General features: G+C 57.4%; 12 protein-coding genes and 1 other annotated feature. Of the genes, 9 read left to right on the top strand and 3 right to left on the bottom strand.

What is annotated here, in order from left to right:
* Nucleotides 1-2355 (top strand): DNA topoisomerase (ATP-hydrolyzing) subunit B (gene gyrB, locus ACWYRJ_RS18885; protein ID WP_455508422.1); only part of this gene is annotated, 2355 nt, incomplete at its 5' end.
* Between the two features lie 34 nt (nucleotides 2356-2389).
* Here gyrB and ACWYRJ_RS18880 read toward each other — a convergent pair.
* A complete protein-coding gene (locus ACWYRJ_RS18880; RefSeq protein WP_455508421.1) occupies nucleotides 2390-3325 on the bottom strand; it encodes a LysR substrate-binding domain-containing protein in 936 nt (311 codons plus the stop codon).
* Between the two features lie 109 nt (nucleotides 3326-3434).
* Between ACWYRJ_RS18880 and ACWYRJ_RS18875 the strand changes: the two genes are divergently transcribed.
* From ACWYRJ_RS18875 to ACWYRJ_RS18865, 3 genes are all read left to right on the top strand, one after another.
* Nucleotides 3435-4460 (top strand): zinc-dependent alcohol dehydrogenase family protein, encoded by a 1026-nt coding sequence (locus ACWYRJ_RS18875; RefSeq protein WP_046091926.1) that lies wholly within the window; start codon nucleotides 3435-3437, stop codon nucleotides 4458-4460.
* 114 nt (nucleotides 4461-4574) lie between these two features.
* Entirely contained in the window at nucleotides 4575-5387 is an 813-nt protein-coding gene (yidA, locus tag ACWYRJ_RS18870; protein WP_008500165.1) for a sugar-phosphatase, read from the top strand.
* Between the two features lie 50 nt (nucleotides 5388-5437).
* On the top strand, nucleotides 5438-6667 hold the full coding sequence (locus ACWYRJ_RS18865; protein WP_455508420.1) for a DUF3748 domain-containing protein: 1230 nt from the start codon (nucleotides 5438-5440) through the stop codon (nucleotides 6665-6667).
* On the opposite strand, the gene ACWYRJ_RS18860 is transcribed toward ACWYRJ_RS18865, so the two are convergent.
* On the bottom strand, nucleotides 6664-6996 hold the full coding sequence (locus ACWYRJ_RS18860; RefSeq protein WP_096150942.1) for a YceK/YidQ family lipoprotein: 333 nt from the start codon (nucleotides 6994-6996) through the stop codon (nucleotides 6664-6666). The two genes, ACWYRJ_RS18865 and ACWYRJ_RS18860, sit on opposite strands and share 4 nt — an antisense overlap.
* A 249-nt stretch (nucleotides 6997-7245) precedes the next feature.
* Nucleotides 7246-7317, top strand: a sequence feature (ROSE (Repression Of Heat Shock gene Expression) occurs in the 5'-region of heat shock genes and acts as an RNA thermometer to modulate expression.).
* On the opposite strand from ACWYRJ_RS18860, the gene ibpA reads away from it, so the two are divergent.
* The 3 genes from ibpA to ACWYRJ_RS18845 all read left to right on the top strand — a co-directional run bounded on the left by ibpA (nucleotide 7311) and on the right by ACWYRJ_RS18845 (nucleotide 10110).
* Nucleotides 7311-7721: a small heat shock chaperone IbpA gene (gene ibpA, locus ACWYRJ_RS18855; RefSeq protein ID WP_008500162.1), complete on the top strand. Its 411-nt coding sequence runs from the start codon at nucleotides 7311-7313 to the stop codon at nucleotides 7719-7721. It overlaps the preceding feature by 7 nt.
* Nucleotides 7722-7854: 133 nt before the next feature.
* A complete protein-coding gene (gene ibpB, locus ACWYRJ_RS18850; protein WP_008500161.1) occupies nucleotides 7855-8283 on the top strand; it encodes a small heat shock chaperone IbpB in 429 nt (142 codons plus the stop codon).
* Between the two features lie 165 nt (nucleotides 8284-8448).
* Complete coding sequence (locus ACWYRJ_RS18845) at nucleotides 8449-10110, top strand: putative transporter (RefSeq protein ID WP_455508419.1); 1662 nt, start codon at nucleotides 8449-8451, stop codon at nucleotides 10108-10110.
* Here ACWYRJ_RS18845 and ACWYRJ_RS18840 read toward each other — a convergent pair.
* On the bottom strand, nucleotides 10078-10824 hold the full coding sequence (locus ACWYRJ_RS18840; RefSeq protein WP_111964249.1) for a GntR family transcriptional regulator: 747 nt from the start codon (nucleotides 10822-10824) through the stop codon (nucleotides 10078-10080). The genes ACWYRJ_RS18845 and ACWYRJ_RS18840 overlap by 33 nt on opposite strands.
* Before the next feature lie 221 nt (nucleotides 10825-11045).
* On the opposite strand from ACWYRJ_RS18840, the gene ACWYRJ_RS18835 reads away from it, so the two are divergent.
* Both ACWYRJ_RS18835 and ACWYRJ_RS18830 read left to right on the top strand, forming a co-directional pair.
* Nucleotides 11046-12668, top strand: a complete 1623-nt coding sequence (locus ACWYRJ_RS18835; protein WP_455508418.1) for an alpha-glucoside-specific PTS transporter subunit IIBC — start codon at nucleotides 11046-11048, stop codon at nucleotides 12666-12668.
* The coding region (locus tag ACWYRJ_RS18830; RefSeq protein ID WP_455508417.1) for a family 4 glycosyl hydrolase at nucleotides 12665-13227 on the top strand (563 nt) is incomplete at its 3' end. The genes ACWYRJ_RS18835 and ACWYRJ_RS18830, both read left to right, overlap by 4 nt.

Raw genomic sequence — 13227 nt, 5'->3', positions numbered from 1 at the left:
CGTAAGCGCCCGGGTATGTATATCGGCGACACGGATGACGGCACCGGTCTGCACCACATGGTATTCGAGGTGGTAGATAACGCTATCGACGAAGCGCTCGCGGGTCACTGTAAAGACATCGTGGTCACCATCCATGCGGACAACTCCGTCTCCGTCACCGATGACGGTCGTGGCATCCCAACCGGTATTCACCCGGAAGAGGGCGTCTCTGCAGCGGAAGTGATCATGACCGTCCTGCACGCAGGCGGTAAGTTCGACGATAACTCCTATAAAGTTTCCGGCGGCCTGCACGGTGTAGGTGTTTCGGTAGTAAACGCCCTGTCGCAGAAGCTGGAGCTGGTTATCCAGCGCGAAGGCAAAATCCACCGTCAGCTTTATACGCACGGCGTGCCGCAGGCACCGCTGACCGTTACGGGCGACACCGACAAAACCGGTACCATGGTGCGTTTCTGGCCGAGCCTCGAAACCTTCACCAACGTCACCGAGTTCGAGTACGACATCCTGGCGAAACGCCTGCGTGAGCTGTCGTTCCTGAACTCCGGCGTCTCGATTCGCCTGCGCGACAAGCGTGATAACAAAGAAGACCACTTCCACTACGAAGGCGGTATCAAGGCGTTCGTTGAGTATCTGAACAAGAACAAAACGCCTATTCACCCGAATATCTTCTACTTCTCCACCGAAAAAGACGGTATCGGCGTGGAAGTGGCGCTGCAGTGGAACGATGGTTTCCAGGAAAACATCTACTGCTTTACCAACAACATTCCACAGCGTGACGGTGGTACTCACCTTGCCGGCTTCCGTGCGGCGATGACCCGTACCCTGAACGCCTACATGGACAAAGAAGGCTACAGCAAGAAAGCGAAAGTCAGCGCCACCGGTGACGATGCCCGTGAAGGCCTGATTGCCGTGGTTTCCGTGAAGGTGCCGGATCCGAAGTTCTCCTCACAGACCAAAGATAAGCTGGTCTCTTCTGAGGTGAAATCGGCGGTTGAGCAGCAGATGAACGAACTGCTGAGCGAATACCTGCTGGAAAACCCGTCCGACGCGAAAATCGTGGTGGGCAAAATTATCGATGCGGCGCGTGCCCGTGAAGCGGCGCGTAAAGCGCGTGAAATGACCCGTCGTAAAGGCGCGCTGGACCTGGCAGGCCTGCCGGGCAAACTTGCTGACTGTCAGGAACGCGACCCGGCATTGTCCGAACTGTACCTCGTGGAAGGGGACTCTGCGGGCGGTTCTGCGAAGCAGGGCCGTAACCGTAAGAACCAGGCTATCCTGCCGCTGAAGGGTAAAATCCTCAACGTTGAGAAGGCGCGCTTCGACAAGATGCTCTCTTCACAGGAAGTGGCGACCCTCATCACCGCGCTGGGCTGCGGCATTGGCCGTGATGAGTACAACCCGGACAAACTGCGCTACCACAGCATCATCATCATGACCGATGCGGATGTCGACGGCTCGCACATTCGTACGCTGCTGTTGACCTTCTTCTATCGTCAGATGCCTGAAATCGTTGAGCGTGGCCACGTCTACATTGCACAGCCGCCGCTGTACAAGGTGAAAAAAGGCAAGCAGGAACAGTACATTAAAGACGACGAAGCGATGGATCAGTACCAAATCGCGATCGCCCTTGATGGCGCGACCCTGCATGCGAACTCCCACGCCCCTGCGCTGGCCGGTGAGCCGCTGGAGCGTCTGGTGTCCGAGTTCAACGCCACGCAGAAAATGATCACGCGTATGGAACGTCGTTATCCGAAAACGCTGCTGAAGGAACTGGTTTATCAGCCAACCCTGACCGAAGCAGAACTGAGCAACGAGCAGACCGTCACCCGCTGGGTGAACGCCCTGGTGACCGATCTGAACGAAAAAGAGCAGCACGGCAGCCAGTGGAAATGCGATGTTCAGCAGAATGCCGATCAGCAGTTCGAGCCGATCGTTCGCGTGCGTACCCACGGCGTCGACACCGACTACCCGCTGGAGCACGAATTTGTGACCGGTCCGGAATACCGTCGTATCTGCACGCTCGGCGAGAAGCTGCGCGGCCTGATCGAAGACGATGCGTTCATCGAACGTGGCGAACGTCGTCAGCCGGTAGCCAGCTTCGAGCAGGCGCTGGACTGGCTGGTGAAAGAGTCCCGTCGCGGCCTCGCGATCCAGCGCTATAAAGGTCTGGGCGAAATGAACCCGGAGCAGCTGTGGGAAACCACCATGGATCCGGAAAGCCGCCGCATGCTGCGCGTTACCGTTAAGGACGCGATTGCTGCAGACCAGCTGTTCACCACCCTGATGGGCGATGCGGTTGAACCACGTCGTGCCTTCATCGAAGAGAACGCCCTGAAAGCGGCAAATATCGATATTTAATCGACGTTATACCGCACGATAACTGGCCGCGCGTTTAGCGCGGCTTTTTTATGGGCGCAGGCATATCCAGCGACATCACGGATGGTAAACGGCTCGCCAGCGTATCTATCGCTATTCTTACCCTCAGCGGCAGATGCGGCGTCTGCTGCCACACGGCATGAACGTTGAAATGCACATCCGGTGCCTGCTTCAGGAGCGGGACGAGTTTACCCTGATGGATTTCTTTAACGACCATCCAGCAGGGCAGCCATGCAATGCCGTGTCCGGCCAGCGCAGCGTCGCAGATCGCCTGCAAATCATCCATATTGAGTGATGACCGGGGTGTAAAGGTGTGCGACGTTCCTTCGTTATCCATCAGCTGCCAGGACAACACTCTGCCTGCGCTCAAATAGTTGATGGCCGTATGCTGGGATAAATCATTAACGCTTTGTGGCTGGCCTTTCTTCAGCAGATACTCCGGCGTGGCGCACAGCACCATGCGGTGTTCTCCCAGCTTTCTGGCGACCAGCACGCTGCTGTCCTGAAGCGTGCCGTTACGCACCGCCATATCAAACCCTTCCTCCACCAGATCCACCACGCGGTCGCTGAACGACATTTCAAGCTCAAGCCCGGGGTGTTCCTGCGCCAGTTCAATCAACAGCGGCGCGACGCACTGGCGGCCAAACAGTACCGGCATGGCAACGCGCAGGCGGCCGCTGACCTGCTGTTTCCCCGTTTCAAGCAGCGACTCTGCGCCCCGAATTTCCTCCAGCGCACGCAGGCACCGTTCATAAAAAAGGGCGCCGTTATCGGTCAGGCTCTGGCTGCGGGTGGTGCGCTGAAACAGCCGTACCCCCAGTCGCTCCTCGAGACGAGCGATGCTTTTTCCTACCGCCGAGCGTGACAAATGCAGACGAATGGCGGCCTGAGCGAAACTTCCCGCCTCTACGGCAGCGACAAAAACAGGGATATCCTTCAGCGTGTCGGTCATGAATTGTATCTTTTTTGGCGTCAATATAGAGAAAACTTATCGCCACTGGCGACCATGCGTCAACGGTAGACTGTCGGTACTAAAGCTTACTTGATGGCCGGAGAAAAAAATGACCGAGACAATGCAACGCTGGACGATGAGCGCCCTTGGGCGCGAGAGCCTTACGCTTATTCAGGAGCCCATTCCCCAGCCAGGTCCGGGTGAAGTGCGCGTAAGGGTGAATGCCGTCGCGCTCAACTATCGCGATAAAATGGTGATTGAAGGCACGATGCCGATTCCGCTTTCCTTCCCGTTTACCCCGGCGTCTGACATGGCGGGCGTCGTCGACAGCGTTGGTGAAGGCGTCACGCGTTTCCAGCCCGGTGCCCGCGTTATCTCAACCTTCTTTCCGGAGTGGATCGACGGTAAGCCGCAGGCGGACGCGCGCAATTTGCCCTATAAAACGTCCGGCGGCTATTTCCAGGGAATGCTGGCCGAGTACGTGATTGTGAAGGAAGACGCGCTGGCGGCATCGCCGGAAACCCTGGATGACGCAGAGGCCAGCACCTTACCCTGCGCGGGGCTTACCGCCTGGTTCGCACTGGTGGAACGCGGTCAGCTGCGCGCCGGGCAATCGGTGCTGGTACAGGGAACGGGCGGCGTGGCGATTTTCGCCCTGCAAATCGCAAAAGCGCACGGCGCAGAGGTCATTGTTACGTCCGGGAGCGATGAAAAGCTGGCGCTGGCCAAAAAGCTGGGGGCCAGCCAGGGCATCAACCGCCTGAAAGGCGACTGGGCTGAAGAGGCGCTGGCGCTGACTCAGGATCGCGGCATCGACCATATTATTGAAACCGTGGGGGGCGAGAATCTGAAGCACTCCCTGCGCGCCGTTGCCGTTCATGGACGTATCTCGGTCATTGGCGTGCTGGCCGGGTCTGACATTTCGCTCTCGGCTGGCGAACTGTTGCTGAAATCTCCCGTCATTCAGGGGATCGGCGTGGGGCACCGCCGGGCGCTGGAGGATTTCGTCCGCGCCGTGGATGTCACCGGCCTGAAGCCCGTGATTGAGCATCGCTACCGTTTTAACGAGCTTAAACAGGCTCTTGAGCATCTGGATCGCGGTGCGTTTGGTAAAATCGTTCTCACCCGCGAGTAAGTCTTTGTTCCCCGGGATAGGCGTAAAAGGGGGCTTTTGTTGCGCAAGGTAGCTCTATTTTTGTGTGCTTAATCGCGTTAGCATGAGGCAGCACTCATTTATCCCGGGGAACTCATGGCTATCAAACTTATTGCAATCGATATGGACGGCACGCTGTTGCTGCCAGACCACACTATCTCTCCAGCCGTTAAGAACGCGATCGCCGCGGCACGCGCAAAGGGCGTGAATGTGGTCCTCACCACGGGGCGTCCGTATGCGGGCGTGCACAGCTACCTGAAAGAGCTGCACATGAATCAGCCCGGCGACTACTGCATCACCTATAACGGCGCGCTGGTGCAGAAAGCCGCAGATGGCAGTACGGTTGCGCAAACCGCGCTAAGCTACGATGACTACCGGTTCCTGGAAAAACTGTCCCGTGAGGTGGGTTCCCACTTCCACGCTCTCGATCGCAATACGCTTTACACCGCCAACCGTGATATCAGCTACTACACGGTACATGAATCCTACGTGGCGACCATTCCGCTGGTGTTCTGTGAAGCCGAGAAGATGGATCCGGCCACCCAGTTCCTGAAAGTGATGATGATCGACGAGCCGGAGATCCTGGATAAAGCGATTGCGCGCATTCCGGCCGAGGTGAAAGAGAAATACACCGTGCTGAAAAGTGCGCCGTACTTCCTTGAAATCCTCGATAAACGCGTCAATAAAGGCACCGGCGTGAAATCGCTGGCCGACGCGCTGGGCATCAAACCGGACGAAATCATGGCGCTGGGCGATCAGGAAAACGACATCGCGATGATTGAATTCGCGGGCATGGGCGTAGCGATGGATAACGCTATTCCGTCAGTGAAAGAAGTGGCTAATTTTGTCACCAAATCCAACCTCGAAGACGGCGTGGCTTACGCCATTGAGAAGTTTGTGCTGAACTAAACACCCGCTTGCGATACCCTGATGCGAAAACCGCGCATCAGGGTATCCTCATGAAACAAATCACCTTCGCTTCCCGCAACCACCAGCTTACTAACATCAATACCTGGACGCCGGACAGCCAGTGGCTGGTCTATGACGTGCGCCCGTCAGGTGCATCGTTCACCGGTGAAACCATCGAGCGGGTTAATGTTGTTACGGGCGAGGTCGAGGTGATTTATCGCGCCACTGACGGCGCGCACGTTGGCGTGGTGACCGTTCATCCCGCGCAGGAGAAATACGTCTTTATCCACGGCCCGAAAAACCCGGATGCGGACTGGCACTACGATTTTCATCATCGTCAGGGGGTAATTGCGCATCACGGTCAGGCGAGCAACCTGGACGCAATGGATATCACTTCGCCGTACACTCCTGGCGCGCTGCGCGGCGGCAGCCACGTCCATGTCTTCAGCCCGAACGGCCAGCTTGTCAGCTTTACCTATAACGACCACGTGCTGCACGTGCGCGATGCGAAGCTTGATTTACGCAACGTCGGCGTTGCGGCACCTTATGGCCCGGTGAATCCGCCGGGAAACCATCCTCGTGAATACCCGGGGACTTACTGGAGCGTGCTGGTCAGCCGCACGACGCCCAACCCGCAGCCGGGCAGCGACGAAATTAACCGCGCCTACGAAGAGGGCTGGGTGGGCAACGACAGACTGGCGTTTATCGGCGATACCCTGTCTGCAACGGGCGAGAAAGTGCCTGAACTGTTTATTGTTAACCTGCCAGAAGATGAACAGAGCTGGAAAAGGGCGGGCGATGCGCCGCTTCAGGGCACCGCAGAGACCCTGCCGGCCCCGCCTGCTGGGGTGAAGCAGCGTCGTTTGACCTTTACGCATCAAAGGGCCTATCCGGGCCTGGTGAACGTGCCGCGTCACTGGGTTCGCAGCAACCCGGAGGGGACACAGATCGCGTTTCTGATGCGCGACGATAACGGCATTGTGCAGCTGTGGCTGATCTCGCCGGAGGGCGGCGAGCCGCGCCAGTTGACGCGAAACGGAAGCGATATCCAGTCTGCATTTAACTGGCATCCTTCCGGCGATCGTTTGGGGTTTGTGCTCGAAAATAGGATCGCGTGCTGCGACGCACAGACCGGAGAGGTGACGTTTTTGACGTCCGATCACGGCAATCCGCCATCTGCTGATGCGGTCGTGTTTTCTCCGGACGGGCGCGTTATTGCATGGATGGAAGAGACAGCCGGTTTCCGTCAGCTTTGGGTAACGGAAACCGCGCAGCGCTAGCGTGGAGGCATGTCAGCGGGCGGGATGACGGCGTTTGTCGCCAGATTCTCCTGCTCGCTTTTTTCTACCCGTGAGCGTACGGAGTTGTCCTTACGAAACATATCCCACGGCAGCAGAAGCGTATCCGCCACGGCCGTAAACGGCATATCGAGGATTACCAGGGATTTTGTGCCCCAGTTTGTATCGTCATCGGAGAGCATCGTCGCGCTGGCTCGCGTCCCCGGATATGTTCCTTCTTTACCGCCGGTGTGAGACATCACGCTCGAACACCCGCAAAGTAAAACAACCCCGCTGAACGTCGTCAGCTTTATCAGAACATTTTTCATCATCACTCAGTCATCGTTAATGGCACTGCATAGACCTTCAACTCAGGGTTATAGCGAGCCTTATCCAAAATGGATAGCCCGATAACCCCGCACTGTGGCAGCCATCGCAATTTAACCCTTTGTGCTGTTGTCCCAGTCTAAGCGAGATGCAGGAAAGTGCAAAAAAAAGTGCAGGTGTCGTTCTTGAAAAGGCCGATTGCAGACCCATTTTAATGATGTGGCCCGATAACGAACTCGCCTGATGGGTGTTCGGGGGGCGCAAAGGCCTGTCCATGGTGGAAGGCTTCAACTTCTCGCTGATTTCAGGAGTTTTATTTATGCGTAACTTCGATCTTTCTCCGCTATACCGTTCTGCAATTGGTTTTGACCGCCTGTTTAATCATTTAGAAAATAACCAAAGCCAGAGCAACGGCTACCCTCCATACAATGTTGAGCTGGTTGACGAAAACCACTACCGCATCGCCATTGCCGTCGCCGGTTTTGCAGAAAACGAACTGGAGATCACCGCGCAGGACAACCTGCTGGTGGTGAAAGGTTCCCATACGGCCGAGCAGAAAGAACGTACCTACCTTTATCAGGGCATCGCCGAGCGCAACTTTGAACGCAAGTTCCAGTTAGCCGAGAACATTCACGTGAAAGGCGCGAACCTGGTCAACGGCCTGCTGTTTATCGAACTGGAACGTGTGATTCCGGAAGAGAAAAAACCGCGTCGTATCGAAATTAACTAATTATGCGGGTCGCGCGAGCGGCCCACCCGGACTTGCTTGCCGTAACGGGAGCATATGCGAATCCACCTGGATTTGCAGGAACAACTGCGCACAAAAAATTGTGCCGAACTCGCTTCTCAGAAGGAGATTTAGTATGCGTAACTACGATTTATCCCCCTTGCTTCGTCAGTGGATTGGTTTTGACAAACTGGCTAACGCCCTGCAAAACACCGCTGAGCAACAGACTTTTCCGCCTTACAACATCGAAAAAAGCGACGATAACCACTATCGCATCACCCTGGCGCTGGCCGGCTTCCGCCAGGAGGATCTGGATATCCAGCTCGAAGGCACGCGTCTGACCGTGAAAGGTACGCCGGAGAAACAAGAGACCGAGACCAAATGGCTGCATCAGGGGCTGGTTAATCAGCCGTTTAGCCTGAGTTTTACTCTGGCAGACCATATGGACGTCTCCGGCGCAACGTTTACAAACGGGCTGCTGCATATCGACCTGACCCGTAACGTGCCGGAAGCCATCGCGCCGCAGCGTATCGCCATTAGCGACCGGCCGGCGTTAAACAGTTAACAGTGTGCGGGCTGGTGCCCTCATCCCGGCCCTCTCCCACAGGGAGAGGGTGAAAAGATAAAGCCCTGCCACGACAGGGCTTTTTTGTGCGCCATCGCCCATACAACCGCCCACGGCTCTGAGAGAATCCTTAGCATAACTAAGGTTATGCCAAGGAAGTGGATCATGAGTGATATCGCGTTAACCGTAAGCGTGTTGGCCCTGGTCGCTGTTGTTGGCCTGTGGATAGGGAATATCAAAATCCGCGGCGTCGGGTTTGGGATAGGCGGGGTACTGTTTGGCGGCATTTTTGTCGGGCACTTTGCCGACAAGCTCGGGCTGGTGCTGAGCGCCGAAATGCTCCACTTTACCCAGGAGTTCGGCCTGATCCTCTTCGTTTACACCATCGGTATTCAGGTGGGACCGGGGTTTTTCGCCTCACTTCGGGTCTCCGGATTACGGCTCAACCTGTTTGCCCTCGGCATTGTGATAATGGGCGGGCTGGTCACAGCGATTCTGCACAAAATCTTCGATATCCCGCTCCCCGTAGTGCTGGGCATTTTCTCCGGGGCGGTCACCAACACGCCTGCGCTCGGCGCGGGGCAGCAGATCCTTCGCGATTTGGGTATCGAACCCGGCATTGTCGACCAGATGGGGATGAGCTACGCCATGGCCTATCCGTTTGGCATTTGCGGCATTCTGCTCTCCATGTGGCTGGTCCGCGTCCTGTTTCGCATTAACGTCGACAAAGAGGCGAAGGACCATGAAACCACGCTCACCAACGGCCATATGCCGATCAAAACCATCAATATTCGGGTCGATAACCCTAATCTGAATAATATGGCGATTCAGGACGTGCCGATCCTGAACAGCGCCAATATCATCTGCTCCCGCCTTAAGCGCGACGATATGCTGATGGTCCCCGCACCCGGCACCGTCATTCAGCAAGGCGATCTGCTGCACCTTGTCGGTCAGCCCGGGGATTTAAATAACGCGCGGCTGGTGATTGGTCAGGAAGTGGATACCTCGCTCTCAACCCGCGGCACCGATATGCGGGTGGAACGCGTTGTGGTGACCAACGAGCACGTACTGAGCAAGAAAATACGCGATCTGCAGGTAAAAGAGCGCTATGACGTGGTGATCTCCCGCCTCAACCGTGCGGGTGTTGAACTGGTCGCCAGCCCGGAGGCCAGCCTGCAGTTCGGGGATATCCTCAACCTGGTCGGTCGCCCCTCGTCCATTGACGCCGTGGCGGATATGGTGGGTAACGCCCAGCAGAAACTGCAGCAGGTGCAGATGCTGCCGGTGTTTATCGGTATCGGGCTCGGCGTGCTGCTCGGTTCTATCCCTGTGTACGTGCCGGGCTTCCCGGTGGCGCTCAAGCTGGGCCTGGCGGGCGGGCCGCTGATTATGGCGTTGATCCTCGGGCGTATCGGCTGCATCGGCAAGCTCTACTGGTTTATGCCGCCAAGCGCTAACCTGGCGCTGCGCGAGCTGGGCATCGTGCTGTTCCTTGCGGTGGTCGGGCTGAAGTCCGGCGGGGATTTCGTCGACACCCTGATCAAGGGCGAAGGGATGAGCTGGGTCGGTTACGGCATATTTATCACGGCTATTCCTTTGCTGACGGTGGGCATACTGGCGCGGATGTTCGCCAAAATGAACTACCTGACGCTGTGCGGCATGCTGGCGGGTTCCATGACCGATCCGCCCGCGCTGGCCTTTGCCAACAACCTGCACGCCACCAGCGGCGCGGCAGCGCTCTCCTATGCCACCGTCTACCCGCTGGTGATGTTCCTGCGCATCATCACTCCACAGCTACTGGCGGTGCTGTTCTGGGGGATGAGCTAGTAAATCTTCCTGGTGGATGCGCCGCAAATGGTAGTCCACCTGGTAATCGCTGGTATTTCGGAACATCACGGAATAATTAAGGAACTCGCCGCTGTCGCTGTAGGAAAGCGAGGTGATACGCAGCAGCGGCGTCTGTTCCGGCAGGTTCATATAACCGGCCAGCTGTTTATCGGCCAGCACGGGCGTCAGGCTCTCGTAGTTGCCGCTGATGGTGATCCCGCACTCCTTCTCGATGTAATCAAACTTTGACCCTTCAAGATGCGCCAGCGACAGGTTGCGGAACAGCTTCACCGGCATAAAGCTGTCTTCCAGCATCAGCGGTTTTCCGTCCACATAGCGCACCCGTCTGGAAAAGTAGATCCGCTCATCCACCTGGATCCGCAGCTGGCTGGCGATGGCGGGCGGGGCGGGCATCACTTCGAACTGTAAGACCTTACTCTGCACCTCTTTTCCCTGCTGGCGCAGCACCTCCACCAGCCCGGTCAGGTTGGTGGTTTCGTGGTGAACGTCTTTGCGTGACACAAACGTTCCGCTACCGTGTCGGCGCTCAACCAGCCCCCAGCTCACCAGCAGATCCAGCGCCTTGCGGATGGTCATTCGCGCCACGCCGAACTCCTGCGCCAGCGCTTTCTCGCCCGGCAGCGGGCTGCCGATGTTGTAGTCCGACGAATTCAGCCGCAGCCGCAATCTGTCGGCGATAGATTTGTAGATCACCAGTAGACCTCTCTGCCCTTATCAGGGCGTGGATGGCGTCCTGACATGTCCATATTTACCGCAAAAAGTAGACCTGATTGGTCAAAATAAAACCATGAATGCGATCACGAATCGCAGCGGCACGCCATGTTCGCGCATCAGTAAGTTCTTATGCTCACCTCAGGCCAGCAAAAAACCATAAAGGCCTCTACCCCTACAGGTTGTTTCATGAGGATTTAAAAATGCTCAGTCAAATACAACGTTTTGGCGGTGCCATGTTTACCCCGGTGTTGCTGTTTCCGTTCGCCGGGATCGTGGTGGGAATCGCCATCATGCTTCGCAACCCGCTGTTTGTCGGCGAAGCCTTAACGGCCCCCGATCATCTTTTCGCGCAGATTGTTCATATCATTGAAGAGGGCGGCTGGGCGGTGTTCCGCAATATGCCGCTGATTTTTGCCGTCGGCCTGCCGATTGGCCTGGCGAAGCAGGCCCAGGGCCGCGCCTGTCTGGCCGTGCTGATTAGCTTCCTGACCTGGAACTACTTCATCAACGCGATGGGGATGACCTGGGGCCACTTCTTCGGCGTCGACTTCTCCGCCGAACCGACGGCGGGTAGCGGGCTGGCGATGATTGCCGGGATCAAAACGCTCGATACCAGCATCATCGGTGCCATCGTGATTTCAGGCATCGTCACCGCCATCCACAACCGCTATTTTGACAAGCCGCTGCCGGTGTTTCTGGGGATTTTCCAGGGCAGCTCGTTTGTCGTTATCCTCGCGTTCTTCGTCATGATCCCCTGCGCCTGGCTGACGCTGCTGGGCTGGCCGAAAGTGCAGATGGGCATTGAGTCTCTGCAGGCGTTCCTGCGCTCTGCCGGGGCGCTGGGCGTGTGGGTGTATACCTTCCTGGAACGCATTCTGATCCCAACCGGGTTGCACCACTTCGTCTACGGTCCGTTCATCTTCGGCCCGGCGGCGGTTGAGGGCGGGATTCAGGTCTACTGGGCGCAGCATCTGCAGGAATTCAGCCAGAGCACCCTGCCGCTGAAAACCCTCTTCCCGGAAGGCGGCTTCGCCCTGCACGGTAACTCAAAAGTGTTCGGTTCGATCGGGATTGCGCTGGCGATCTGGTACACCGCCTCGCCGGAAAACCGCGTCAAGGTCGCGGGGCTGCTGGTCCCGGCCACGCTTACCGCGGTGCTGGTGGGCATTACTGAACCGCTCGAATTCACCTTCCTGTTTATCTCGCCGCTGCTGTTTGCCGTTCACGCCGTGCTGGCGGCGACCATGGCGACGGTGATGTACGCCTTCGGCGTGGTCGGCAACATGGGCGGCGGCCTGCTGGACCAGTTCCTGCCGCAAAACTGGATCCCGATGTTCCATAACCACGCCGCGACGGTCTTCACCCAGATCGGCATTGGCCTCTGCTTTACCGGGATCTACTTCGTGGTCTTCAAAACGCTGATTGCGCGTCTGAACCTGAAAACGCCGGGCCGGGAAGAGAGCGAAATCAAACTCTACAGCAAGGCCGACTATAAGGCGGCGCGCGGGCAAACCACCGCCCCGGCGGCGGCCAGCCAGCAGGTCGGACAGGCCGCCGGGTTCCTGCAGGCGCTTGGCGGTGCGGCCAACATCGAAAGCATCAACAACTGCGCCACCCGCCTGCGCATCGCCCTGGTCGATATGGCGAAAACGCAAAGCGATGACGTCTTCAAAGCCCTTGGCGCCCACGGCGTGGTGCGACGCGGCAACGGCATTCAGGTGATTGTCGGCCTGCACGTTCCTCAGGTGCGCGACCAGCTGGAATCGCTGATGAAAACGCCCTTAACGAATGAACAAACCACCCTGACAGAGGCTATATCATGAAAAAATTCTCAGTTGTCATTGCAGGCGGCGGCAGCACCTTTACGCCTGGTATCGTCCTGATGCTGTTAGCCAACCGTGACCGTTTCCCGCTGCGCGCCCTGAAGTTTTATGACAACGACGGCGCGCGTCAGGAGACCATCGCCGAAGCGTGCAAAATCATCCTTAAGGAGCAGGCTCCGGAGATTGAATTCAGCTACACCACCGATCCGAAAGCGGCGTTTACCGATGTCGATTTCGTGATGGCGCATATCCGCGTGGGCAAATACCCAATGCGTGAAAAAGATGAAAAAATCCCGCTGCGCCACGGCGTGCTGGGCCAGGAAACCTGTGGCCCGGGCGGCATCTCCTACGGCATGCGCTCTATCGGCGGCGTGCTGGAGCTGGTGGATTATATGGAGCAGTACTCCCCGAACGCGTGGATGCTGAACTACTCCAATCCGGCAGCGATTGTCGCGGAAGCGACCCGTCGCCTGCGTCCGAACGCCAAAATTCTCAATATCTGCGATATGCCGATCGGCATCGAAGGGCGTATGGCGCAGATTGTCGGCCTGAAAGACCG

It is taken from the genome of Enterobacter sp., from assembly GCF_977039595.1.
This window is presented reverse-complemented; position numbering and strand designations above follow the sequence as displayed.

Excerpts from the sequence above, each read along its gene's own strand:
- ACWYRJ_RS18880 (WP_455508421.1), bottom strand. The coding sequence starts at position 3,325 with ATGACCGACACGCTGAAGGATATCCCTGTTTTTGTCGCTGCCGTAGAG.
- ACWYRJ_RS18875 (WP_046091926.1), top strand. The coding sequence starts at position 3,435 with ATGACCGAGACAATGCAACGCTGGACGATGAGCGCCCTTGGGCGCGAG.
- yidA (WP_008500165.1), top strand. The coding sequence starts at position 4,575 with ATGGCTATCAAACTTATTGCAATCGATATGGACGGCACGCTGTTGCTG.
- ACWYRJ_RS18865 (WP_455508420.1), top strand. The coding sequence starts at position 5,438 with ATGAAACAAATCACCTTCGCTTCCCGCAACCACCAGCTTACTAACATC.
- ACWYRJ_RS18860 (WP_096150942.1), bottom strand. The coding sequence starts at position 6,996 with ATGATGAAAAATGTTCTGATAAAGCTGACGACGTTCAGCGGGGTTGTT.
- ibpA (WP_008500162.1), top strand. The coding sequence starts at position 7,311 with ATGCGTAACTTCGATCTTTCTCCGCTATACCGTTCTGCAATTGGTTTT.
- ibpB (WP_008500161.1), top strand. The coding sequence starts at position 7,855 with ATGCGTAACTACGATTTATCCCCCTTGCTTCGTCAGTGGATTGGTTTT.
- ACWYRJ_RS18845 (WP_455508419.1), top strand. The coding sequence starts at position 8,449 with ATGAGTGATATCGCGTTAACCGTAAGCGTGTTGGCCCTGGTCGCTGTT.
- ACWYRJ_RS18835 (WP_455508418.1), top strand. The coding sequence starts at position 11,046 with ATGCTCAGTCAAATACAACGTTTTGGCGGTGCCATGTTTACCCCGGTG.